Here is a 24682-nt window from a genome sequence, read left to right as displayed (position 1 = left end):
ATGTTATATTTTTCTTCTGTTAGCGAATATTGCAGATTTTCCAGAAGATTTAGCTAAAGATTTTGCTGCGTGTTTTATCTCTGCTGCCACTGATGCTAAATGTGCAAAATTTTTGATTGAATTTTCTTTTACGGGGACGATTGCACAGCTTATAGATAGTAGAGGAAAATTTTTTACTTTTCCTTCTCTATCTATGGATTTATAAAAACCTACTTCAAAATCTTTTTCGTGAAGGTCTGGCAAAAAGGTTTCAAATCTATCTATTATTAACCTTGATATTTTCTCTCCTTCTTCGTATGGTGCAACTATTATAAAATCATCTCCACCAAGGTGGAAAGGTTTAACATTATTAAATTCTGTTTTTATTTTCTTTAAAATCTCACCAATAATAAAAATTACTTTATCGCCCAACAAGAACCCGTAGTGGTCGTTATAAGGCTTAAAATTATTAATATCTAAATAAATAACATCAAAAGAACCTTCCCTTTTTAGTCTTTCTTCAATATACTTTCTTAAAGCCCAGTTCCCTGGTAAACCGGTTAAAGGGTTTAAATCCCTTGCTAATTGAAGCATTCTTTTAGTTAAAAGCTCCATCAAGTCATGAACTTTAACAGTACCATAATATTTATTATCTTCAACGACTATAATATCATCGTGTTTTCTAAATTCTTCTCTATTGTTTATTTTTAATGCCACTTTTTCTGCTTTAATATTTACATCAAAAATTATATCGGGCTGTTCCATGATATCTTTTATTCTCCTTTTAGCATTAAGATATATACCGTAACCAAACCTACCGAAATAAATATTTTCTATGTACCTGATTCTTTGTATCTGTCCTATAACTCTAAGATCTTGGTCTACAACAGGGATAATATTAGTTGTACTATTCTGAATAATAATGTAGTAAGCTTCCAAAGCATTTGTATCTCCATAAATGAAAGGGGTCTTATTAGCTATTGTTTTAAGCGTAAAATCATGATCCTCATCACTGGAAGCTTGAGAAATTTCTCTGTTGTCAAAATCTAAATTCACGATACACCGCCTAATTAACGGTTTTTTATAGTAGGAGTATAACACTAAAATCTTTATTTTAATTAAAACTACGTTAAATTTTTTTAACCTATTTTTCAAGAATGCTACAAGTAAAAAAGAATTAAGTGTTAGGAAAAACTGAGGAATAAAGGAATAAAATTCCAGTATTTTTGTAAGTAAAGATAACTTTATCTACTATCTAAAAGAGCTTGAATTTAGATACAATTTTAAGGATAATATTAGCTTATACAAATGCTTAATGAAATAAATTGGAAAATTATTTTATTAAAATTAGGTGGGCTGTAAGATGGATTTAGTAAACATAAAGATCGATGGAATTGAAATTTCTGTGCCTAAGAATACAACCGTTTTGGAAGCTGCAAAAAAAATTTATAAATTGATTCCAACTTTCTGTTATCATGAAAAACTGCCAATCTTTGGCGGATGCAGAATGTGTTTGGTTTATGACGTTAAAGCAAAAAGAAGCATCATTGCATGCGGAAGTTATGTATATGACGGGATGGAAATAGAGACTGAGAATGAAAAAGTAAAAGAAGATAGAAAATTTATACTTGAAATGCTCTTTACAAGACATCCGCTTGACTGTCCAATATGCGATAAAGCCGGAGAATGTGATTTACAAAACTGGGGAACCTACTGGGGACCACAGCATAATATACTGCCTATAACACCTTTTGAAAAAATAAGACCAGAAGAAGATTGGGAAAGTGATTATCTTGAATATGTATCAAATAGATGTGTTTTATGTATGAAATGTGTAAGTGTTTGCGACAACATAAACAAATCTCATTCTATTACTCAAATAGAAAGAGGGTTTGAGATACTAATCTCACCAGCTTTAAAACCTATGGATACATCAACCTGTGAAATGTGTGGTCTTTGTGTAGATATATGTCCGGTTGGAGCTATTTTATTTAAGCCTTTTAAATTTAATGCAAGACCTTGGCTATTAAAAGAAACATACACTCATTGCAGTTTTTGCTCCCTTGGCTGTCCTGTTGTGATAGACCATGATGATAAAAAAATACACAGAATAAGAAGTACAGCAGAGCTTGAAGTATGTGCAAAGCCTTATCTTGGATATGACAGCTTTAATGCAAATAGATTAAAATATCCAAAAATAAATAACAATTATTCTTCATTTGATGATGCTTTACAGGAAGTTGTTGATCTTTTAAATGAAAAACCATCTCAAACTGTTATTGTTGTATCTCCTTATTTATCAAATGAGAATCTGCAAAAGATAAATGAAATTGCTTCTAAATCAGGAGTGTACATTACATCAACAATAACATTGGATTTACTGCCACTTTTAGAAGGATTGGGAGAGTATACTCCACCATCAGAAGAAGAGTTAAAAAATGCTAAAAAATGGATAGTAGTTGGAAATGATATCACAGATACAAATCCTGTAATTACATATTACATGAATAAAAAAGTTATTGTAATTTCTCCGCAGGTAGAAAGATTGAAAAAACTGTATCCACTTATAATTGATGCAGAAGATAAACAAATCATTGAAAAACTTATTGAAAATGTAGATGGCTGTGAGATTATAGTATATTCTAACTATTTCTACGGAGAAGATGCTTACAGATTTGGAAAAAAGCTAAAAGAAATTCAATCAAAAGTGCAAAGTAAAATCTTGTTGATTCCGCCTTATCCAAATGGTTTTGGAATAATAAACATTGTAGAAAATCTTAGCTACTTGCCGGATATCATTTCAAAAATTGAAAGCGGAGAAATCAAAAATATCATTCTTTTTGGTGAAGATATAGCAGAATTTTTAGAAGAAGATAAGTTAAAAGAGATTTTAATGATTTTAGAAAAGAAAGTAATATTTACTCCTTTTGAAGATGGGCTTGCATTGGTTTGCGATGTAGCTATTCCATTAAATACATGGACAGAGGAAGACGGACATTATAGCTTTGTAAGAGGTATAAGAAAGGTAAAAGCTTCAATCAAATCAAACATTAACAATAATAAAACTTTTGAAAAGATTTTAAATCAACTAAAATCCGGCAGCAAACAAAATATAGCAAAATTTAACTATGGAAAATTACCAGCTTATTTTAATATTGAAAAGCAAAATATTTGGGATGTTTCTTTCTTTTCAAGAAGGTCTAATAACTTGACCGGATGGAAGATGAAAAATTTTGAGACTTGTCAATAATTTTGTGTCTGGATTGAAAACTTTTTATTAAACAATTGTAAAATTTCATAAGAGACTCCTTTAAAAGCAGGTATAGGCTTTTTCCATTTTCCATTCTTTAAATTGTCTCTTTGTATAAGCAGATTTATCTCAAGAATGTCCACAGATTGAAAATATCCACCTAAATTTATTCTTACCTTTTCTATCATGCTATTAACACTTTCAACTGGATTTGTTGTGTATATGTGTTTTCTTAGATTTTCTGGATATTTTAAAAAACATAAGTATCTCTCTTTGTTAGATTGAATATGTTTTATAAAGCTTGGATATTTAGACTTAAATCTACCGCATAAATCATCTAATTTTTCTAATCCATCTTCATAATCTAAGCTGTTTTCTTTTATGTTTTTCAGTTCTTTGTTAAATACTTGTGAATCTTCTTTATCCATCTGATTTCTAACGTTTCTTTGTAAATGGACTAAACATAGCTGATGGTCTGTATAAGGAAATAGTGTTTCTATGGCTTTTGTTATCCCAGGAAAATCATCACTTACTATAAGCATTACCCTTTTTAGTCCTCTATCTATTAAATCATTGAATACTTTTATCCAGTCTGCTTTATTTTCACTACTGAAAAATGTATAAAATCCAAATATATCTTTATTTCCTTGTAAATCTATTCCAAGAACTACATAGACAGAAGCCTTTCTGATTTTGTTTTTCTCTTTTATATCACAGTGATATGCGTCTATATACAGTACAAATGCATCCGATGGAAGCTCTCTTGTTTTAAAGCCACTCAAGTCTTTCTATAAGCTCTTTTTTGATTTTATCCATATGTTGTTTTGAGTAGTTTAAGCCCAAGCTTTTTAATGTAGAATCTATCTTGCTTTCTGAGTATCCATTGGATACTAAACTCATAAGAAGGTTTATGTAATCTTCATTAACTCTTTTGTAAGGGTCAGGTAATATTTGTGGTCTAAATCTACCCTTTCTATCTCTTGGGACATTTATGTTAAGCTTGAAAGAACCAGTATTTAGGCTTCTTTCATAATACCCGTTTGCTTTGTTATCATCGTCATTTTCAAGAAGAAATTTCTTTCTTGGTTCATAATCAGTTCCACAACAGATTCTAAAAGTTTTCTTATACCTATCTTTTCTTGAGTTGTTATACCATTTGGGAAAAGTTCTTTTACCAATTCTTCTGTGGATCTGTTTAACACTTTTTCAAAGTATTCTTTTTTATCCATTATCATTCCTCCATGTAATTTTATTTAGATTTATTTAGACACAACATTATTTTAACTCCCTCTGCAAGTTCAATTGGAAATATAATAAAAATGCTTAAAGAGGAAAGGAAGTTAAATCATGAGTACGCCAGGCAAAGAATCTCAATCAACGGAAGAACTGGAAAGCTAATAGTGAAAGAAGATAAAAAGAAAACAAAGAAAGATAGATATAAAGACAAAAAACCAACAAAACCAGGAGAATTGGTACAAATAGATACAAAGCATGAATATGTAAATGGTAGAAAAGTTTATATATTTGTAGCCAAGGATGTAAAAACAAGAATCTCTTTTACTTTTGCATATGACAGGCTAAACAGTAAAAACGCAAAGGACTTTTTAGAGAAATTAATAAAAGCAATACCATTTGAGATAAAAAGTATACAAACAGATAATGGGAGTGAATTCTTGGGTGAGTTTAGCAAGGCATTAAAGAAAAAAAGATATAAAACATTATTTTAACTATCCAAGATATCCAAAAGGACAAGCATATGTAGAGAGAATGAATAGGACATTACAGGATGAATTTATCATGTACTACGAAGATTATGAATTAAAAGATGTTTATGAGTTTAATAAAAAAATGATGGAGTATATGCTATGGTATAACATAGAAAGACCTCATCATAGTTTAAACAAAAAATTACCTATTGCATACTTTTGTGATATTATAAATTCAAGAAAATCGGAATTTTCCCAAACTGGTATGACCTATACAAACTCTTGACAAGAAAAGAAAAGAGGGATAAAATAGATATTCTCAAAATTTGAAAGCGAGAATAAGTCAAAAAATCAGCTTGACAAAAGAAATCAAAAGTGATAAAATTTTTGTCTGTTTAAAAATCGACTGAGATAAAGGACCTTGGCAAATGAATAAGGAAGCTAAGAGATGAGCGAGGTCTTCAAAAGATTCTTTTGGAGAGTTTGATCCTGGCTCAGCGCGAACGTTGGCGGCGTGCCTAACACATGCAAGTCGTGGGGCAGCAGGCTACTACCTTCGGGTAGTAGTGCTGGCGACCGGCAAACGGGTGAGTAACACGTAGCTTACCTACCCATAGGTTGGGGATAACATCCCGAAAGGGGTGCTAATACCCAATAATGAGGAGACTCCAAAGCCCTTATGGGTGCCTATGGATGGGGCTGCGTCCCATCAGCTTGTTGGTGAGGTAATGGCTCACCAAGGCTACGACGGGTAACCGGTCTGAGAGGATGACCGGTCACAGTGGGACTGAGACACGGCCCGCACCCCTACGGGGGGCAGCAGTGGGGAATATTGGGCAATGGCCGAAAGGCTGACCCAGCAACGCCGCGTGGTGGATGAAGCCCTTCGGGGTGTAAACACCTTTTCTGGGGGAAGATAATGACGGTACCCCAGGAATAAGGGACGGCTAACTACGTGCCAGCAGCCGCGGTAATACGTAGGTCCCGAACGTTGCGCGAATTTACTGGGCGTAAAGGGTCCGTAGGCGGTTTAGCAAGTGGTTGGTGAAATTTCACGGCTCAACCGTGAAACTGCCTTCCAAACTGCTAAACTTGAGGCAGGGAGAGGTCGGCGGAATTCCCGGTGTAGCGGTGAAATGCGTAGATATCGGGAGGAACACCAGTGGCGAAGGCGGCCGACTGGAACTGTCCTGACGCTGAGGGACGAAAGCTAGGGGAGCAAACCGGATTAGATACCCGGGTAGTCCTAGCCGTAAACGATGGATGCTAGATGTGGGCTACGAAAGTAGTCCGTGCCGTAAGCTAACGCGTTAAGCATCCCGCCTGGGAAGTACGGCCGCAAGGTTGAAACTCAAAGGAATTGACGGGGACCCGCACAACCGGTGGAGCGTCTGGTTTAATTCGATGCTAACCGAATAACCTCACCAGGGTTTGACATGCGGTGTGTCGGGTATGAAAGTACCCTAGGCTATGATTATTCATAGCCGCGCCGCACAGGTGGTGCATGGTCGTCGTCAGCTCGTGTCGTGAGATGTTGGGTTAAGTCCCGCAACGAGCGCAACCCTTGTCCTGTGTTACCAGCGGGTAATGCCGGGTACTCACAGGAGACTGCCGGCGATAAGCCGGAGGAAGGAGGGGATGACGTCAGATCAGTATGCCCTTTATGCCCTGGGCTACACAGGCGCTACAGTGGCAGGGACAATGGGCTGCAACGCTGCAAGGCGGAGCTAATCCCATAAACCCTGTCGTGGTGCAGATTGAGGGTTGCAACTCACCCTCATGAAGGCGGAATCGGTAGTAATGGCGAATCAGCAATGTCGCCGTGAATACGTTCCCGGGTCTTGTACACACCGCCCGTCACGCCATGGGAGTCGGGTTCATCGGAAGTCCCCGGGCTAACCTGCAAAGGAGGCAGGGGCCGATGATGGGCCTGATGACTGGGGCGAAGTCGTAACAAGGTAGCCCTAGGGGAACCTGGGGCTGGATCACCTCCTTTATAGGGATATCCTATACAAAATTTGTATAAAAGCCTCGCTCATCTTCTTAGCTTCCTTCCTAATTTGCTAAGGGCCTTTAGCTCAGGCGGTTAGAGCGTACCCCTGATAAGGGTAAGGTCAGTGGTTCGAGTCCACTAAGGCCCATAAAAATGGGGACGTAGCTCAGTTGGGAGAGCATCTGCTTTGCACGCAGAGGGTCAGGGGTTCAAGTCCCCTCGTCTCCATAGCGGTAAAGGAAAATAGGAAATAGTAAAAGTAAAAAAGCAAAAAATAGTGGTAAGTAGTAAAAAGTTAAGAATTAAGAGTTAGTAGTAAAGTAGTAAAAAAAGGTACCTTGGCAATTGAATAGGTTAGTAGGCTGTAGGTAGTAGATAAGGCCAAGCTGCTAAGGGTCCATGGTGGATGCCTGAGGCAGTCAGAAGGGATGAAGGGCGTGGCAAGCTGCGATAAGCCTCGGGGAGCCGCAAGCAGGCATTGATCCGAGGATTCCCGAATGGGGAAACCCGGCTGGTTAATAGCCAGTCATCCGCATCAGCGGAGCTAAAACTCGGCGAAGTAAAACCTTTTAGTAGCCGAAAGGAAAAGAAACCGCAATGGGATTCCCTAAGTAGCGGCGAGCGAACGGGGAAGAGCCTAAACCAGTGTGGTGCCATGGTGGTAGCCTTAGCCACACTGGGGTCGTGGGATAGCCAGCGCAGACAGCTACCACTGTCTGGGGAAGTTACAAAACTGTCAGTTAGCAGAAGTAGCTGGAACGCTACGCCATAGAGGGTGAAAGCCCCGTATGCAAAAACTGACAGTCTTCCTAGCTGCTACTTCCCGAGTACCACTGCCCCCGTGAAAGGTAGTGGGAATCAGCCCAGACCACTGGGTAAGGCTAAATATTCCTGACTGACCGATAGCGCATAGTACCGCGAGGGAAAGGTGAAAAGAACCCCTGCAAGGGGAGTGAAAGAGAACCTGAAACCATGGATCTACAAGCCAGTGGAAGGACTATTAAAAAGTCCGACTGCGTGCCTCTTGGAAAATGAGCCAGGGAGTTGTGGTATGCGGCAAGCTTAAGCCGATAGGCGAAGGCGTAGGGAAACCAAGTCCGAATAGGGCGCTATTAGTCGCATGCTGCAGACGCGAAGCGGAACGATCTATCCATGCCCAAGGTGAAGGACGGGTAACACCGTCTGGAGGCCTGAACCAATCGGTGCTGCAACACAGTTGGATGAGGTGTGGATAGGGGTGAAAAGCCAATCGCGTTCCGTGATAGCTCGTTCTCCCCGAAATGCATCGACGTGCAGCGTCAAGCGTTTCCCCCGGGAGGTAGAGATACTGATTGGGCTAGGGCCCCGAAAGGGGTACCGAACCCAACCAAACTCCGAATGCCCGGGAGGATAGCTTGGCAGTGAGACTGCGGGGGATCAGCTCCGTAGTCGAGAGGGAAACAACCCAGATCGCCAGCTAAGGTCCCAAAGTGCATGCTAAGTGGAGAAGGATGTAAAGCCTCAAAGACAGCGAGGAGGTTGGCTTAGAGGCAGCCATCCTTTAAAGAGTGCGTAACAGCTCACTCGTCGAGAGGCTTTGCGCCGAAAATTTAACGGGGCTAAGCATGCCACCGAAGCTGCGGGCTTGCCTTATGGCAAGCGGTAGGGGAGCGTTCCCTGTGGGTTGAAGTCTCACCGTAAGGAGGGATGGACTGCAGGGAAGTGAGAATCCTGGTATGAGTAGCAGCGAAGACAGGTGAGAAACCTGTCCGCCGGAACTCCAAGGGTTCCAATCCAATGTAAATCAGGATTGGGTTAGTCGGTACCCTAAGGTGAGGGCGAAAGCAGTAGCCGATGGGAAGCAGGTTAATATTCCTGCACCAGCTGTCTGGAGACCAAGGCACGACGCAGGAGGATAGCACCAGGGGAGATTTGGATTGCTCCCTTTAAGCGTCCGAGGGTGAGGAATAGGCAAATCCGTTCCTCATACAAGCCTGAGGCGTGATGAGGAGGCTAAGCCTCGTGCTTAGCCAACTGGTGTGACTTCAAACTGCCAAGAAATAGTGTCGTGGTCGCTAGAAGGATGGCTGACCGTACCGGAAACCGACACAGGTGGAGTGGGTTAGCAGCCTAAGGCGATCGGGGTAACTCTCCTCAAGGAACTCGGCAAATTGACCCCGTACCTTCGGAATAAGGGGTGCCCACTGCAAGGTGGGTCGCAGAAACCAGGTCCAGGCGACTGTTTACCAAAAACACAGCACTGCGCAAACTCGAAAGAGGACGTATGCGGTGTGAAACCTGCCCAGTGCCCGTAGGTTAAGGGGAGGGGTTAACGCCCCAAACCGAAGCCCGGGTAAACGGCGGCCGTAACTATAACGGTCCTAAGGTAGCGAAATTCCTTGTCGGGTAAGTTCCGACCTGCATGAATGGTCCAACGATCTGGACGCTGTCTCGAGGAGAGTCCCGGTGAAATTGTAGTGCCGGTCAAGATTCCGGCTACCTGCGGCAGGACGGAAAGACCCTGTGAAGCTTTACTGTACCCTGACACTGTTTGCCTGCGCATCCTGCGCAGGATAGGTGGGAGCCTAAGAAGTGCCCCTTTCGGGGGGCATGGAGGCACCGGTGAGATACCACCCTGGATGTGTGGGTAAACTAACCTAGCCGTGTTATCCACGGCAGGGACAATGTCAGGCGGGCAGTTTGACTGGGGCGGTCGCCTCCTAAAGGGTAACGGAGGCGCCCAAAGGTACCCTCAGGTGGGTCGGAAATCCACCGTTAGAGTGCAAAGGCATAAGGGTGCCTGACTGCGAGACTGACAAGTCGAGCAGACGCGAAAGCGGGGCTTAGTGACCCGCATGTTCCGAGTGGAAGGGCATGCGATCAGCGGATAAAAGCTACTCCGGGGATAACAGGCTAATCCCGCCCAAGAGCCCATATCGACGGCGGGGTTTGGCACCTCGATGTCGGCTCGTCGCATCCTGGGGCTGAAGTAGGTCCCAAGGGTTGGGCTGTTCGCCCATTAAAGCGGCACGCGAGCTGGGTTCAGAACGTCGTGAGACAGTTCGGTCCCTATCCGCCGCAGGCGCAGGATACTTGAGAGGAGCCATCCTTAGTACGAGAGGACCGGGATGGGGCAGGCTCTGGTGTACCAGTTGTTCCCCAAGAGCAGAGCTGGGTAGCCATCCTGCTACGGGATAAGCGCTGAAAGCATCTAAGCGTGAAGCCCACCTCAAGATAAGGTATCCCTGAAGGGCCGTGGGAGACTACCACGTTGATAGGCTGCAGGTGGAAGCTCGGTAACGGGTGGAGCCAAGCAGTACTAATCGCCCGTTTGGCTTGGCCTTTTACTACTTACAGTCCTACTAACCTGTTCAATTGCCAAATCCCTGGTGTCCATAGCGGTGGGGAAACACCCGGCTTCCATTCCGAACCCGGCAGTTAAGCCCACCAGCGCCCATGATACTGGCCGGGAGACCGGTCGGGAAAGTAGGTCGACGCCGGGGTTTTTGATTAATTTGATTCTATTCGAGGCGAAGCCGAGGATCACATGTTTTATTTATATCTAATTGATTTTTATACTCATGATCTTGAGTTATCATTAAAACTCTATTACTTCATTGGATTGATACGTGTATTTTCTGAAATCGTATGCTAACGGTATTTTAAATTCTCCATTTTTTGATTCAACATTAACGACCTGTCCAATAAAAAGCGTATACTCAGAAAAGCTTATTTTATCTTTTTTTGTACACTCTAATGAAAGGATAGATTCTTCTATTAAATAACTTCGTATATGCTTTGCAGGTTTTTTTGTTAGTTTTGTTCCGTAGAATTTGTTTGTATGTTCGCCTGTTGTTCTTCCTGTATAGTTTATTGCTCCTGCATGTGATATATCTACGAAGTTTATACCAAAATCAAAGCTTCTGTTTAACAGATAATGAGTAAATCTTTCAGTGTTAACAGAGATTCCTATGAGTAAAGGGTCTTCTTCTAAAACAATAAAGTTGTAGCAGGGCATTATATTTTCCATAACGGTGATCAAAGCTACAGGTTTTGGTATTTTTTCTAAAAAGTTCATGTATTACCTCTTAAAAGTTTCTTAATAGTTAAACATAATATGGCTTCATTTTATACACCATTTTTTTAAGATTAAACATTATTTTCATAAACTCTTTACTTTTTCTACGTATTTTTTAATATCAAACTTTGCTTCTAAACCCGATGCGCTCATATATCTAACTTTTCCAAAGATTTTTCTTTCTTTCCATGGTCTGTCATGGGTTCCAAAGCACCAGGATATGCCGGCATAACCGTTTGGGTCTCTTCCGTCAAGCTCGTATTTATCATTTAGATAGCATGCAATATCAAAGGCATGTTTTGGGTCCTGTGTCCATTCTATAATTTTTTTACACCAATACATTCTCATGAAGTTATGCATCTTTCCGGATTTTAAAAGTTCAAGCTGTGCAGCATTCCAGTATTCATCATGGGTTTTTGCATTTTCAAACTCTTCTAATGTATAAACATAATCTCTTTTATCGTTTTTGTGATCTTCTAATGTTTTTTTAGCCCAGTCAGGAATGCCTTCATAATGGTTATAGCTTGGATTATAGTAGCAAAAGTTTCTTGCAAGCTCTCTCCAAGCTATCAGCTCGTTAAAAAAGCTATCAACATTTTCATCTTTTTTATACTCTGACAAGATTTCAAGGGCAACTTCTATCGGCGAGATTTGTCCAAAATGAAGATAAGGACTTAGGTTTGATTGATAGTCAAGCTCCGGATGAGACCTATACTCTTTATATTTATGAAGCTTCTTTTCAATAAATTCTTTCAAGCATCTTTTTGCTTGGCTATAACCACCTATAAAAGGTGATAAACTAACGCTTTTGTCTATGTTGAGAATATCTAAAATCTCTAAGGAACTATTTAGAGTTAACTCCTTTATTCCAAAATCAAGATTAACGGATTTAATCTTTGGCTCCCTTGGCTCTAATTTAAGAATATATGAATCTAATAAATCATAAATCTTTTTTCTTATGTTGAAAGCGTAAACTTCTTGCTTTTGGGATGCTATCTCTACAGGAACGCAAACGTCAGACTCTACTTCGTAAAATGGTATATCTAATTGCTTTGTTATATCACTATAAAGCTTTCTATAATACTTTAAGTAGGCTTTATCTGTGATTAAGGCAACGGCATTCTTTGATATCTCTATGACTCTCTGCTCTATACCATCTGATTTCTCTATGATAAATTTTATACCTCTTTCTTCTATGGACTTTTTGGCTTCTAAAACACCATCTAACATAAATTTGTAGTATCTTGCATTTGAGTATTTGTATTTGTCTGTAATTGGAAAATAGACTAATAATGGTTTTTTGTAGTCATTTGATAGTTTGATTGCGTATTCAAGACCATGGTTAAAGTTTGCCCTGTGGCTGTGAGACATCCAGTATATTGTGTATTTACCCGATTGATTAAACTGTCTGTCGTTTAAAGCCTTTACTCTTCCTTTGAATTCTGATTCCATTGATTATCTCCTTTTTCATAGGTTTATTAATCTTTACTCTTTTTCATCCTAAAAGCCTAAAGTTGCTGAAGTATTACTTACATATCAGGTGTTCCAAAAAAATTTTGATAAAGACATTATCTTACCTGTCATTCTGCAGCCGTGCCAAAAATCTAATGTTTTTCTTTTCAAATCAAGAAAAAATCAAAAAAGGAGACCCTTCTGGCTTGAGTCATCAGGATGACAGGAAAGGTAAACTTATAAAAATTTTGGAACATTCTCACTTACTTATTTTTATTTTACTTTTCATTTTAATTTTTTTGCAGATAACTTGTAAAATTTTAAATCTAATATGATAAAAATCAGCTTTATTATGAAAAAACATTTCTTGGAGAATATCTAGTAATAAATCTTGGGAGGTGTGTTATGAAAAAGTTTTTAGCAGCAGTTGGAGCAGCAGCATTTTTAACGGCTGGTTTGGCTAACGCTGAGCAAACTCTGTATGAAAAGCTTGGCGGTAAAAAGGTAATCGATGCAGTGGTTGAAGACCTTACAAACAGAATGATGAACGACAAACAGCTAAAAAGATTTTGCGGCAACGTGTCAAAAGATAAGGTCAAAACAAACAGAGAGCTTGTAGCTGCGTTTATCTGTAAAGCAACAGGTGGTCCTTGCGAGTACAAGGGTAAAGATATGAAAGAAGCACATCAAAATCTTGGAATTACAGAAAAAGATTGGAACAGGTTTGTAGAACTTGCAAAGCCTAAACAAGTTTAAAGTACCTGCTGACGTTCAAAAAGAGTTTTTAGGTGCTGTTGCCGGATTAAAAGACCAAGTGGTAAGCAAAAAGAAGATGTTTAAAATAACAGAAGATGGCTACAGCCTTGGATACGTTCCACGGCCGCTTGTTATAGTGGTCGTGGAAGAAAATCCTTTTACCGTTGGTTGGCATACACCCGTAAATAAAAACCCTTTTCTATACTCTATATCCATAGACAAAACAAATTACAGCTATAAGCTTTTGAAAGATAACTTTACGATAAACTTCCTAACATCTGAACACTTTGAAGAAATTCTGATTGCAGGGTCTTATCACGGAGACCAGGTTGATAAACTAAGCCTACTTAAAAATATCCATCTAACAAATAGTGAAAAAGTGTCTTCTAAAAGTATTTTAGAGTCTTTTATGGTCTATGAGTGTGAAGTTTACGAAAAATTAGAGTTTCAAGACCATTGTCTTGTGATTGGCAGGGTTTTAGCAATAAAGTACAAACAAGGAAAAGTAAAACCAAAAAACAAGCTTGCTTTAACAATGGGAAAAAATTACTACTGCTTTAACACTAAGGGATTTTATAAAAAAATCTGAAAGTAGAAAACTTTCCATCATAAAAATATTCTAACTCTCCATTGAAAAATATCTTTAGCCTTTCCCTTAGATTTTTAAGACCTGTTCCCTCTATTATTTCCTCAAAACCTTTTCCGCTATCTTTCACTTCCACATAAAGACATCCATCTTTTATGTATGAGGATATGATTACTTTTCCACTGTTTTTTAGTCCGTGTTTTATAGCATTTTCTACAAGAAGCTGTATTGACATTTTTGGAACGGGTAAAGACAGGGTGTTTTTGTCTATGTTAAACTCAAACTCTATGGCAGGAAATCTTAACTTTTCAATAAAGATAAAGTTTTTTACTATTTTAAGCTCATCTTGTAAGGTTATGATGCTATTTTCGTCTATGATCATTCTTAAAAATTGTGATAGTTTTAACATTCCTTTCTCTGCAAGCTTTTGGTCTATATAAACCAGCTCTGAAAGCGTGTTTAAAGCGTTGAATAAAAAATGTGGGTTTATCTGATACTCTAAGGCTTTTAGCTTTAACTCTATGTTCAATCTGTTTAACTCTTCTTCTATCTTTTTAGAGTTGACAATCATGTAAAGAAGATAACCTATTAGCATTGTTAAAAGTCCTGTCATTGTGCTAAGATAAAACAGAAATTTGTTAGAAAATTCTAAGTCTATCAATTTTAGTACTTTTATAAATTCAAAAGCTGTTAGACTTCCAAGAAAGCCGGCAAAGAAAGACATTAAAAGACTTACAAAAGTATAGTATTTATCGCTTAGTAGTGGCAGTATCTTTTTGTTGCTGAAATTAATCATTGCAAAAGAAAACACAAATATGAAAAATCCAAAGATAGACCCGGAAATCATTCCTTTAATGATAGGGATATTTAGAATTAAAGATATAAAACCGCCCAAGATAGAGCCAAAAATCAATCCAAAGATAAAAACTATAGTCCAGTCTTTTTTGTTTATCTCAATGTAGTATTTCATCTATATCCTCTATTTGAAGGAGTAAGTTAAGCACACCAATTATAACACCCGGCCAGCCTTGACCGGGAAAAACAGAATCTCCAACTAAATAAACTCCTTTTATAGGCGTAAAGTTAAAAGGATACTTAAAGGGAATGTAATCTTTTATAAGCGGTATTCCGCCAACCGTTCCGTTATACCTTCCGGTGTATCGCTGAAAAGTCTTTGGACTTCCTACTATGACGTTTTTATCTTACAATCTTTAAATTTTGGCACGTATTCGAAAAGCCTGTTTAAAATAAAATCTTTTGCTTTCTCTTTTTTTTCAAGATACTCTTGTTTGCTTAAATCTTGCCAAAATGATATTTTACAGTGGGTTGATATGATGACAGATTTTTCTCCGTCTTTTGTAAGGACTTCATCTTCTTTGTCTGAGATTGAGACAAAAAATGAGTTGCTGCCGGTATAAGGGTTTATGTCTTTATGGATTATTTGGTAGCGATGCTCATCAACTACGTTATTTCTATCTTCCAAATTAAAGTATATCGTCAGGCTTGACCAGATTTTTGAATATTTTTTTCTGTTTTTGATGCAAGCATCTTTAAAATCTTCAAGTAAATCACAGTAATCCCATATAGTTTTGTTTAAAATCACATTCTTAGCCTCAAAGACTTCTTTATCTGTTATCACTTGGAAAAAATCTTTTACTTTTTTTATTTTTATCACTTTGTGTTTCAAAAAAACATTTTTGTAATCACTAACTAAGTAGTCAAAAACCTTTCCCATTCCACCATAAACGTAGTAGTTGTCAAGGTTTGGATACGTCAAACCCATAGACCCAACGGAGATAGGAACGTCTTTACTATATCCTTGAGATGTCATCAGAATCTGATTGTCTAAAAAGTCTTTAAAGTCCTCGTCAAAATCTCCAAGATTGTCTTTAAAAAAATCGTAAGAAGTCTTAAAATGATAGGGGAAAGCTTTTAATAAGTATTTGTAATTCTCGGCAAATTTTTTAAAAAGCAGTTTTGGATTTTTATAATTTATGGGTATCACATTGTAAATATTCTGCCAGTTAGCATCAGAGATAGAGTAAACCTTTTGCCAAACAGACCTTAGGTTTTTATAATTGAAATTATTCTCAAGCTCTAAGACCGCCTTTTCTCTGTCTGAATATCTTTTTATAGCTTTATCTCCAGCGAATACAACCATTGGAACTTCAAGCTTTTTTACCTTTGGTTTTGGAAGGTTTAAGAATTTAAAAACTTTCCCAAGGGGCATATGGTCTTGTAGTCCAACTAAGGTAGAAGCTCCAACATTGTACAGATATTCCTTTCTTTTGAATGTTCCACTACAACCTCCTAAGTATGACTCTTTTTCAAGCAGTGCCACCTTTTTGCCTATCTTTTTTAAAATTGCGTAAGAAACCACCCCGCCAATTCCACCACCAACTACTACATAATCAAACATACATTCTCCTTAGTTTAAAGATAACATTTCATCAAAGTAATCATTCAGGCTTGATGCTATTACTTCCAAATCTTGTGGCTTTTTGATGATTTCTATCTTAAACAAATCAGAAGGAATGCAGATTTTGGAAGTGCTTTTACCTTTAACCTCTATCTTTTCTTCAAAATCTTTGTAGTAGTAAGTGATTATCACTTCATAGCTTTGTTTAGATTTAAAGGTTATAACAGTCTCAAAGCATCCTTGCCCTTCAAAATAGACAAAATTATCAGCCGGTCTTATTTTTATGATAGACAGGTAGTCTAATTTTATACACTTCATGGTCTATACCTCTAAGGTTTGATTTAGAATAATGATAAGGATTTTGACCAAAAGCTTGAAGGGTTGTTATTTAAGTATAACGGTTAGATTTTAGAGTTTAGGGGATTAAAAAGAGAGACCCTCTAAGGGTCCTAAAGTCTGAGGTGTGGTGAGAAAACACAACTACCAGTTGGTAGCTAAAAGTAAGACGTTATATCCTACGTGAAATAACTCCCAAAATATGTATACAATCAATAGCCATTTAAAAAACTTTCTTTCTATCTCTTTTGCATCTTTATATATCAAATACAAAAATACAGCTATTAAAAACTGTAAAAACAAAGAAAAAGAGAGGGTCAAAAGACCCTCAAAGCTTAGATTTTTCTTTTAAGCTCTGTTATCCATTTTGCGATCTTTTCTGCCTCATCTTTTGGTACGTTTGTCATAGGTGGCATTGGAGTATAACCAGGCCAGTTTGAAGGCTCAGGCTGATAGATTAGTTTTACTATTCTGTCCGCAGTATATCCTTTTTTAGCAACATCTTTAAAAGCAGGTCCAACTATTTTGGTATCAACTGCATGGCATGCTGTACAGCCATTTTTTGCAATCAATTTTTCTCCTTCTGATAGGTTAGCCGCCTCTGCAACAGAAATTCCAGATGGCTTAGTTTTTGCTTCTTTGTAATCTTTTTCTACTGCTGCTAAGTACTCCTGTGTTTGTTTTTGCATTTGTGCTATTGCCGGTTCAAGTAGTGATACTCTCATTCCGTGTCTTGTTATTCCCATTGATATAAGCGTTACTAACAATAATCCAGCAGCCACATAAGCATGCTTTGGTGAGATATTATCGTTGAAGAACTCTTTAAGCAAGATAGCAATCGCACCAAGAGCGGATACAACTGAAATGATTATAAATACTTCAAATCCTTTTGAATAGAAGTTTTCAATTCCGTAGTTAGGAAATTGGAAGAATGCCAACGTTCCAACAAAAAGGTTTAAAACAGTTGGAACTAAAAACCACGCTTTTCCTTGTCTGATAAGGATGTTTGCCGCCTCTAAATCTTGACCTTTACTTTTTTTATAAACTCCGTACAAGAGCATAAACATGCCATTTACTGCAAACGCTCCAAGGTAAAAGTGAGCCAATCTAAACAGTACATCAGGTCTTGAAACAACATCCCAAAAGTGAGTGTTTGGCGTCCAGGTTGATGGTGTTATGTAAAGTTGTACCGTAGACATAAACACAGGAGGCAGTGATAAAAACAGTATAGCAGCTATAGCACCTATGGTGATATGCAGTGCTTTATGGTCTTCGAGTTTGTGCCAAGTAAATTTGTACAGATATGAGATTAAAAAGGCTACTACGTTTCCCCAAATTATATGGAGCCATTGAGGTGAGTTCATAACAGAAGCCGAATAAAAGAAAGCCGTGTACATAACGCTAACAATCAAAAGAGGAGCAACCCCCCATAACGCCCCCATATTTTCGCTAATGGTTACAGGTGTAGTTAGTAAGTATGCTACTTTGTCATAATTTTTGTCATTTTTTAAATGACCTATCCAGTTGTTAATCACAGATAAAACAGAAGAGCCAAGTAAAACGTTGATGAAGACTATGTGAACTAAGAATGAAACAACCAGAAGAATATGAAAAACAGGGACTAATAAAGCATCCATTCCACCTGTTGGAAGGGGTAAAGGTATATCATGGGGAAGGTAAGGAAACATTGGGTTATTTGGATTATTCATTTTTTCCACCTCCGTTTTTATTTATTTACTGCTGTTTGGGTTTGCTTTTGCTCTACCAATGTAGCAAGGTATGCTGCTAATGCTCTTCTCTCTTCATCTGTTCCTACAAATGGCGGCATAAAAGGAGTTGCTGGAGAGTTTAAAGCTCCTATTCTGTGATAGATAGCATTCTCATCTAAACCTTTAACTTTCTTGGTTATTGCATTTACTCCATTTACAGAGTGGCAAACTCTACATTCAAGCTTAAACAAATACTCACCTACTTTAACTTTGTTTTCTTCTGTAATAGCTCTGTACTGTTGAGGAACGAAAGACGCATACTTTAAAACACCAACGTTATTTAAATGTGCAACGTCAAAATTTCTAATTCCATGGGCATACATGTATCCATAAATTATATAAGGCTTTCTTACAAATTCCCTAATTCTTTCAAACTCAGCCACTAAGAACACATAAGAAACCATCATTAAAGACGCTAAGGCAAACGGAACAGCTTTTGGTTTTAGGTAGAAAGCAAAGACTGCAACAAGGATTAAAACAAACGCTCCAAAAAGTGCTATAATCAGCATTTCTTTATGACCAATATATTTGGTTGTTAATCCTGCAACAAACATTAAGCTTTTTGCTTCTTGAGGAATTTGTGCATAGTACCACAATCCAAAGATAATTGTAATTGGAATGGTTGCAAGCACAATTCTTCCAAACCATCTCTCAGCTTTTTCTCTTAATGCTAAATCATTTCTTGTAAACCACCAAGTCCAGTACATTGATATTGCAGCAGCAAAGCCGATAGCAAAGAATGTTCTAAACATTAAAGATGGTATCCAGCTTGGGTTAAAGAGTGATGCTATATAGTCTGGCTGAGCTGGAAAGTCTGATTTAAGCCAGTTTCCTGGTGTTAGCATAAATCCAAGTATCGCAGTGATGATAACCATCGTAAGCCAGCTTGCAACTGCGTAAACAATTCCAAACTTTAAATTTTTAGTTCTTTTTTCCCAGCCGTACGTTTTCCAAGTTAAAAACCACGCAAGTAAGAAAATTAACTCAACGTTAAACACTATCCATTCTGTAAACCATTTCCAGAAGAAAACTCTAAGCAGTGAGCCAATAGCCGGTGGGTCTATGATGTTTGCGTGTATCCATATACCTATTCCTGTCAAAGCACCGATGGCGGTTGCAGCAATAAACAGAACAAACAAGATTTTGTAGGTTAGGTCATAGAGCTTCTGGTCGTTAGTTTTGATGGCATACCACTGAGTAAGAGCAAGTACGATGCTTCCACCAACCGCAGCACCGTGAGAGATGAGAACGTGGAGGATCGCATCAATCGCAAAGATGAGCCTATGCCCTAAAACGGGCATCTCAAAAATTGGATAGTCAAACATGACTTACACCTCCTGTTAAAATTTTATTAAAGTTAACATTAAAATCACTTTAAACTAAAATATGATTTTTGTCAATATTTAGAAAAAGATTGATTAATTAATGATTTATTGAATATTAATTTTGATAAGTAATTTTTAAATATTTATTTTTTAAAAGAAAAATAAAATGGAATTTAAAAACACTAAAAAGAAATAAAAAGACTACAAGATGTAGAGGCAAGCAAGAAAAGAAATTTAAACAGAACGTAAAAATAGGAAAAAGTAAGTAAATCTTAGATTTTCTTTAAGGGCTTTTAAATTAGCTCAAGGATAAGAGTGTTCCAAAATTCTTGCAAGCTTACCTTTCCGTGTCATCCTGAGGCTGTATGCCGAAGGATCTACTCTTTTAAATAAGGTGAGAAAGTGAGAGGTAAAAGACGGAGATTCTTCGCCGGCTACAGAATGACGAATAAGATTACTCTTTTTATAATGCTTACCGTTCAACCTTTCTACGTCATCCTGAGGACTTTAGTCCGAAGGATTTCTTTTTTTGATTTGAAAAGAAAAACAGGAGACTCTTCAATTTGCTCAGAATGACAATGTGGATTTCTGGAACGGTTTTGCTCTAAATGTGTTAAATTAACTTTCTCACTTCCTACATCAACTCCTCCGGAAAAGGATTCAAATAAACTTGTGATTTTAGATAGTTGTCGTTAAACCTGTATATGAAGCTTTTAATGTATTCAATAAGACCTTCAAGATGAAGTCTGTTATTTGTAAATTTATCTATCATTCTAAGTAGATGCTTTTTTTCTGACTGGGAGATTTTGTCTGAGAAATGTCCGTATATATGCTGGATGACGTTTAAATGTTTGTTTAAATTCGACCTTTTAGATAAAGCACTATAGAATAAATTAACATACTGATTCATTGTCTCATCTAATCCATACTTTTTCCAGTTTGCAAGTATATTTCCCATCTTTTTTAAAGCGTTTGGGTCATAAAGCATAAGCAAATATTTATGTTCTTGGTGAAATTTTAGCAAATCGTTAATATCTTTATAATTATCCTTCAAATATCTTAATCTTGCATAAGAAAAAATCTTTGTTAAAAAGTCTCTTCTTATCCAGTAGTCGTTCAACCTTCCCTCATCTTCAACCGGTAAGTAGGAGTAATGATCCATAGCCTTTTGTGCAAATAAACCGCTACTTTTTCCGTTTATCAAACCTTTTAAGTTTTCTTGATAAAGTTTAGCATCTTTTACTCCACAGCTTGGAGATTTTGCTTTTAGTAAAAATCCGTCAACCTCTCCAACAGATTTTAAAAAATTTTCTGAGTAGCTTATTATTTCTTCTGTGTAATCCTTCATACTGTTTGGCTCTATCATTCTTATCTGATTGTCTTTTTTGTAAAGCAAGACAGAAGGTCTTGGAACAGGCATTCCTATGTCTACTTCTGGGCAAACTGTTATGTATTCAACATAATCAAGAAGTCTTTTGCTAAACTCATCGTTTACAATACCGCCGTTGTATCTAACCGGCTCTATGTTTAAACATCTACTTAAAACGATTCTTGGCTTGTAATGACTCATGATTTTTCCTTTAAATGTTTAGATAATCTCTTAGATATTTTGCACCATCTCTGCTTGTTTTTAAAGTGTCTGGTATATCTTGGAATGTGATTAAAAATTTACTTTGTTCTACTGACTTCATCTCTTTAATTTTTGTAAGATTTACTAAGTAGCTTTTGTGAACTCTAAAAAAACCTATGTATTTTAAAATATCTTCAAACTCATACAGCTTTCTGTTGGAAATGTACTCTTTATCCTTTGTTCTTATGACTGTTTCAGAAAGTTCAGCCTTTATGTAATAAATATCATCTGGCTTTAAAAGAACTATCTTACTAAGATGTTTTACTGGTATGAGTATTTCTGTGTTTGTAGTAATGGTTGCTATCTTTGCAAGGTTAAAGCTTTTGTTTTCTATGTTTTTTATTTTCTCTAATGCTTTTTCTACATCTTCCTTTGTAAATGGCTTTAATAGATAATCTATTGCATTTGCTTTGAAGGCATCAAGTGCAAAGTCTCCGTTTGCCGTTGCAAAGATTATGTAAGGCGGATTATCCATACCCTCAATGACTTCTTTTGCAATTTCTAAACCTGTGCCGTCTGGAAGCTTAATATCTAAAAATAACACATCAATCTCTTTATCTTTCATCTCCGATAGAGCTTTTTCCTTACTGTCAGCAACTCCAACAATATTGACGTTTCCAATCTCTTTTAAAAGTCTAATCAATCTTTCTCTTGCGATTGGTTCATCTTCCACGATAAAAACATTCATGATCAAACCTCCTTTAATCTGGCTTAAAAACAGCCATGTAAATAATAATTAACCCAAAAAGTATTAAAAATGGTGAAATTATCAATACAAATTTATCATACTTTTTATAATCTTCTATGTTTTTCGCCTTTAAAACAAAATAAAGATTTAAAGCTTCCATGGGAGCAAAAAACAGCAAAGCTATCAGAATCTTAACTCTTAACCAAGTTATTGAAAAATCATCATAGAATAAAAAGTATAAGCTTAATCCAAGCGATATTACTGCTGAAAACAAAAATACTTCTAAGTATACTAAATATTTGTAAAATTTTCTTTCTTTTTCTTGATTTTCATCTTTTAAAACAAAGGTTTTATAAATCAAATACAACGACATAGAGCTTGAAGAGCTTATCCAACTTATCACGGCAAGTATATGCAGATATTTCAAAAAAAGATACATAAAAAACCTCCCTAACATTAGGGAGGAAAAATTTTAGCATCACTGACCAAAGATTGCACTACCAAACTTATGCCCAAGATAGAACACAAGGCTAATTCCAATCACATGAACTACCCACCAACCGATTCTTAAAAACCTCATAGATTCTGGCAACATGACTTATACCTCCCTAAGATAAATTTACATTATAAGAGTAAAGCAGCGATAAGGCTTTTAAATGGAGATTGTGTCGTTTTATGTGATTGATTTTTCAGTTTATAGATAATGGATTTTAAACATGAATAAAATCGTTGTGGTGATTTTTAAAATAATTATTACATAATAAGTCGGGTGAGAAATTCAAAAAGAGTATGAGATTCTTCGCTTTACTGAGAATGACAACTTTTTTTACACTTCATTTTTCATCCTGAGGACGTAAGTCTGAAGGGTCTCATTTTTGATTTTTTGAATAGTTAAGAAGAGTTCCCCTCTGCATAGACAAATATTCCATGTATGGAAAAATATTTGTCTATACACACCTAACTTGGCGTTAGGTTCTGACAAGGGTTTAAAATGCTATCAAGATAATCCTTAAAGTATGGATTACCTTTGATAACATCCAAGGGAGGACTCTTACACCCTTTGTGTCTCTCAAGATACCTTTCTATCAGTATCTTGAGGACTTGCTTTTTTGTCAGATATAAACTCCCAAGAGAACTTCTCTTGAGAATATTCTTAGCTCCATTTACTTGTGCATTTGTTTTATTTCCACATACTTTACATTCAAATTCTTGAGTATCTTTTCTATTCTTTTTATCTATATATCCACAAGAGCTACATTCTTGACTTGTATAAGCTGGATTTATTTCTATTATTTCAATTCCATAAAGCTGTTGCAATCTCTCTAATTTTTGTTTTATATATCTCTTTCCAAAATTTTGTATCATTCTGTTTAGTCTCTTAGAAAGCTCAGGGCTTCTAAAATCTAATCTCTCTATAATGATTCTTTTTGGCTTATAAGTTTCTACAATAACGTTTATCAGTCTATTTATCTCATTTTTCAGATAATCTCTTAAGTTATCTCTATATTTTCTGTATTTCTTATCATCTCTTGGTTTTATCTTTCTCTTTTGCAAACTTGCCATTCTTTTTGTTATTTTCTTATCAAAAGCTTTCAAAATATCAAAAAAGCTTCTACCAAATAAATCTCCCTTATCTGTTGCAAACAATGGATTTAATCCCAAATCAATTGCTATCTCGTCGGTAAGCGGTGTATATTCCTTCTTTTTCAACTGTTTTATTATTCTAAATTCTATCTTTCCATCATTTTCAATTACCTGACAGTAATTTAAAAATTCTCCTTCTACTTTTTCTGCATATGTATTTGCTTTAAGTGGTATATATATTGGCTTTCCTTTCTCTAATGTAGATATTTTTATCCAGTAATCAAAACTCTTAGCACCGTCTTTTTCCTTCTTACTTATTTCTACTACTTTACCGTCTAAATGCATTGAGATATTATTAAATCTTGGTCTTCTATTTTTACCAAGCAGATGTTTAAATATTTTCTTTGCTAATTTTCTATGGAATTCTGAAACTTTAACTATTCTTTTCTTGCCCTTTTTCTCATATTCATATATTTCTATCTCATCTTTATCGTATATAAGCCAACCCTTGACGTTATTTAGTGCAAGTAATATTAATTTGTCCTCTTTACTTAAACTGCTACCAAATACAATATTGGCAAACTGATATTGAATATTTGCTATATAGCTACTTAAAACATCGTAAGCTTGCCATAAGCAAACGTATTTATAACGTTCTGATAGATAACTTGGAATATGTTTGATGTTTATTTTCTTTCTGTGAGGAAGTTTGCCTGTGTGAAAGAAAATGTTCCATAGAAACTTAGATATATCTTTGGCAGTTTTTCTGTATTCTGTAAGGGCATTTTTGACTTTTTCTATCTTGCCTTTATTTGCATAATTTATAAATAAATAAGAACCAAATATTCTATCTTCTCTATCTTCTAATGTTCTTTCTTTCTCTTCACTACTCATTCTTTCTTTACCCACTGTGATAGCTTCATGGTAATATTATAAAACAAAAAGTATAAATTTATTAAGAGAAAAACATAAAAGAGTATTAAATCAGAGACTAGTTCTAAGACAAAAAGGCGGAGATACCCCGCACGACTTTAGAATATGAGAAGTGAGACTGTGAGGAATAATCAGTAAATTAATTTTTTCTAGTATTAAATTGAAATCAACGTTAATTGATATATAATTTTATATCTTAAAAACACAGAAGGAGCACTT

At 36.6% G+C, this 24682-nt stretch carries 21 protein-coding genes, 2 tRNA genes and 3 rRNA genes; 10 read left to right on the top strand and 16 right to left on the bottom strand.

Going from position 1 to position 24682, the window contains the following annotated elements; all coding sequences use genetic code 11:
* Window positions 1-3: 3 nt before the first annotated feature.
* On the bottom strand, window positions 4-1035 hold the full coding sequence (locus SYO3AOP1_RS03785; protein WP_012459440.1) for a GGDEF domain-containing protein: 1032 nt from the start codon (window positions 1033-1035) through the stop codon (window positions 4-6).
* A gap of 307 nt (window positions 1036-1342) precedes the next feature.
* Between SYO3AOP1_RS03785 and SYO3AOP1_RS03780 the strand changes: the two genes are divergently transcribed.
* The gene (locus tag SYO3AOP1_RS03780) at window positions 1343-3229 is read left to right on the top strand and encodes a 2Fe-2S iron-sulfur cluster-binding protein (protein WP_012459439.1); all 1887 of its coding nucleotides are present in this window, start codon (window positions 1343-1345) and stop codon (window positions 3227-3229) included.
* Here the strand turns inward: SYO3AOP1_RS03780 and SYO3AOP1_RS09585 are convergent.
* The 3 genes from SYO3AOP1_RS09585 to SYO3AOP1_RS09575 are packed head-to-tail and all read right to left on the bottom strand — an operon-like array spanning window position 3223 to window position 4458.
* On the bottom strand, window positions 3223-4011 hold the full coding sequence (locus tag SYO3AOP1_RS09585) for a transposase (RefSeq protein ID WP_281340795.1): 789 nt from the start codon (window positions 4009-4011) through the stop codon (window positions 3223-3225). The two genes, SYO3AOP1_RS03780 and SYO3AOP1_RS09585, sit on opposite strands and share 7 nt — an antisense overlap.
* Window positions 3998-4339 carry a transposase gene (locus SYO3AOP1_RS09580; RefSeq protein ID WP_281340814.1) on the bottom strand — a complete coding sequence of 114 codons (342 nt, stop codon included), beginning with the start codon at window positions 4337-4339 and terminating at the stop codon, window positions 3998-4000. The genes SYO3AOP1_RS09585 and SYO3AOP1_RS09580 overlap by 14 nt, the downstream gene beginning before the upstream one ends.
* Window positions 4246-4458, bottom strand: coding sequence for a hypothetical protein (locus SYO3AOP1_RS09575; protein ID WP_041674535.1), 213 nt, complete (start codon window positions 4456-4458; stop codon window positions 4246-4248). Before SYO3AOP1_RS09575 ends, SYO3AOP1_RS09580 begins: the two co-directional genes overlap by 94 nt.
* 90 nt (window positions 4459-4548) lie before the next feature.
* On the opposite strand from SYO3AOP1_RS09575, the gene SYO3AOP1_RS09570 reads away from it, so the two are divergent.
* The 7 genes from SYO3AOP1_RS09570 (at window position 4549) to rrf (ending at window position 10410) form a co-directional block, all read left to right on the top strand.
* Window positions 4549-4956 (top strand): DDE-type integrase/transposase/recombinase, encoded by a 408-nt coding sequence (locus SYO3AOP1_RS09570; RefSeq protein ID WP_281340794.1) that lies wholly within the window; start codon window positions 4549-4551, stop codon window positions 4954-4956.
* A 40-nt stretch (window positions 4957-4996) separates the two neighbouring features.
* Entirely contained in the window at window positions 4997-5221 is a 225-nt protein-coding gene (locus SYO3AOP1_RS09565) for an integrase core domain-containing protein (RefSeq protein WP_281340793.1), read from the top strand.
* Window positions 5222-5406: 185 nt separating this feature from the next.
* Window positions 5407-6931: ribosomal RNA gene (locus SYO3AOP1_RS03760) — 16S ribosomal RNA — on the top strand.
* Between the two features lie 71 nt (window positions 6932-7002).
* A tRNA-Ile gene (locus tag SYO3AOP1_RS03755) sits at window positions 7003-7076 on the top strand.
* 7 nt (window positions 7077-7083) lie between these two features.
* A tRNA-Ala gene (locus SYO3AOP1_RS03750) sits at window positions 7084-7156 on the top strand.
* Between the two features lie 151 nt (window positions 7157-7307).
* A 23S ribosomal RNA gene (locus SYO3AOP1_RS03745) occupies window positions 7308-10251 on the top strand.
* A gap of 41 nt (window positions 10252-10292) precedes the next feature.
* Window positions 10293-10410: ribosomal RNA gene (gene rrf, locus SYO3AOP1_RS03740) — 5S ribosomal RNA — on the top strand.
* Together the 16S, 23S and 5S rRNA genes with 2 tRNA genes alongside form the textbook arrangement of a ribosomal RNA operon.
* Before the next feature lie 95 nt (window positions 10411-10505).
* On the opposite strand, the gene SYO3AOP1_RS03735 is transcribed toward rrf, so the two are convergent.
* Window positions 10506-10985, bottom strand: coding sequence for a flavin reductase family protein (locus SYO3AOP1_RS03735; protein WP_012459438.1), 480 nt, complete (start codon window positions 10983-10985; stop codon window positions 10506-10508).
* Window positions 10986-11069: 84 nt separating this feature from the next.
* A complete protein-coding gene (locus SYO3AOP1_RS03730) occupies window positions 11070-12437 on the bottom strand; it encodes a deoxyribodipyrimidine photo-lyase (RefSeq protein WP_012459437.1) in 1368 nt (455 codons plus the stop codon).
* A gap of 405 nt (window positions 12438-12842) precedes the next feature.
* On the opposite strand from SYO3AOP1_RS03730, the gene SYO3AOP1_RS03725 reads away from it, so the two are divergent.
* Both SYO3AOP1_RS03725 and SYO3AOP1_RS03720 read left to right on the top strand, forming a co-directional pair.
* Entirely contained in the window at window positions 12843-13193 is a 351-nt protein-coding gene (locus tag SYO3AOP1_RS03725) for a group 1 truncated hemoglobin (protein WP_012459436.1), read from the top strand.
* Window positions 13171-13782 (top strand): flavin reductase, encoded by a 612-nt coding sequence (locus SYO3AOP1_RS03720; protein ID WP_281340792.1) that lies wholly within the window; start codon window positions 13171-13173, stop codon window positions 13780-13782. Before SYO3AOP1_RS03725 ends, SYO3AOP1_RS03720 begins: the two co-directional genes overlap by 23 nt.
* Here the strand turns inward: SYO3AOP1_RS03720 and SYO3AOP1_RS03715 are convergent.
* The 10 genes from SYO3AOP1_RS03715 to SYO3AOP1_RS03675 form a co-directional block, all read right to left on the bottom strand.
* Complete coding sequence (locus SYO3AOP1_RS03715; protein ID WP_012459434.1) at window positions 13757-14749, bottom strand: histidine kinase; 993 nt, start codon at window positions 14747-14749, stop codon at window positions 13757-13759. The genes SYO3AOP1_RS03720 and SYO3AOP1_RS03715 overlap by 26 nt on opposite strands.
* A 216-nt stretch (window positions 14750-14965) precedes the next feature.
* Entirely contained in the window at window positions 14966-16198 is a 1233-nt protein-coding gene (locus SYO3AOP1_RS03710; protein WP_049751893.1) for an NAD(P)-binding protein, read from the bottom strand.
* A 9-nt stretch (window positions 16199-16207) separates the two neighbouring features.
* Entirely contained in the window at window positions 16208-16516 is a 309-nt protein-coding gene (locus tag SYO3AOP1_RS03705) for a hypothetical protein (RefSeq protein WP_012459433.1), read from the bottom strand.
* Window positions 16517-16678: 162 nt separating this feature from the next.
* Complete coding sequence (locus tag SYO3AOP1_RS09405) at window positions 16679-16837, bottom strand: hypothetical protein (RefSeq protein ID WP_198001844.1); 159 nt, start codon at window positions 16835-16837, stop codon at window positions 16679-16681.
* 32 nt (window positions 16838-16869) lie between these two features.
* Entirely contained in the window at window positions 16870-18243 is a 1374-nt protein-coding gene (locus tag SYO3AOP1_RS03700; RefSeq protein ID WP_012459431.1) for a c-type cytochrome, read from the bottom strand.
* A 17-nt stretch (window positions 18244-18260) separates the two neighbouring features.
* A complete protein-coding gene (locus SYO3AOP1_RS03695; protein WP_012459430.1) occupies window positions 18261-19628 on the bottom strand; it encodes a c-type cytochrome in 1368 nt (455 codons plus the stop codon).
* Window positions 19629-20262: 634 nt separating this feature from the next.
* The gene (locus tag SYO3AOP1_RS03690; protein WP_012459429.1) at window positions 20263-21198 is read right to left on the bottom strand and encodes a DUF1722 domain-containing protein; all 936 of its coding nucleotides are present in this window, start codon (window positions 21196-21198) and stop codon (window positions 20263-20265) included.
* Window positions 21199-21208: 10 nt separating this feature from the next.
* Window positions 21209-21946: a LytTR family DNA-binding domain-containing protein gene (locus tag SYO3AOP1_RS03685; protein ID WP_012459428.1), complete on the bottom strand. Its 738-nt coding sequence runs from the start codon at window positions 21944-21946 to the stop codon at window positions 21209-21211.
* A 13-nt stretch (window positions 21947-21959) separates the two neighbouring features.
* Window positions 21960-22385, bottom strand: a complete 426-nt coding sequence (locus SYO3AOP1_RS03680) for a hypothetical protein (RefSeq protein WP_012459427.1) — start codon at window positions 22383-22385, stop codon at window positions 21960-21962.
* A 518-nt stretch (window positions 22386-22903) separates the two neighbouring features.
* Window positions 22904-24424 (bottom strand): RNA-guided endonuclease TnpB family protein, encoded by a 1521-nt coding sequence (locus tag SYO3AOP1_RS03675; protein ID WP_012459425.1) that lies wholly within the window; start codon window positions 24422-24424, stop codon window positions 22904-22906.
* Window positions 24425-24682 lie beyond the last annotated feature (258 nt).

The sequence above is a fragment of the Sulfurihydrogenibium sp. YO3AOP1 genome, from assembly GCF_000020325.1.
GTDB lineage: Bacteria > Aquificota > Aquificia > Aquificales > Hydrogenothermaceae > Sulfurihydrogenibium.
This window is presented reverse-complemented; position numbering and strand designations above follow the sequence as displayed.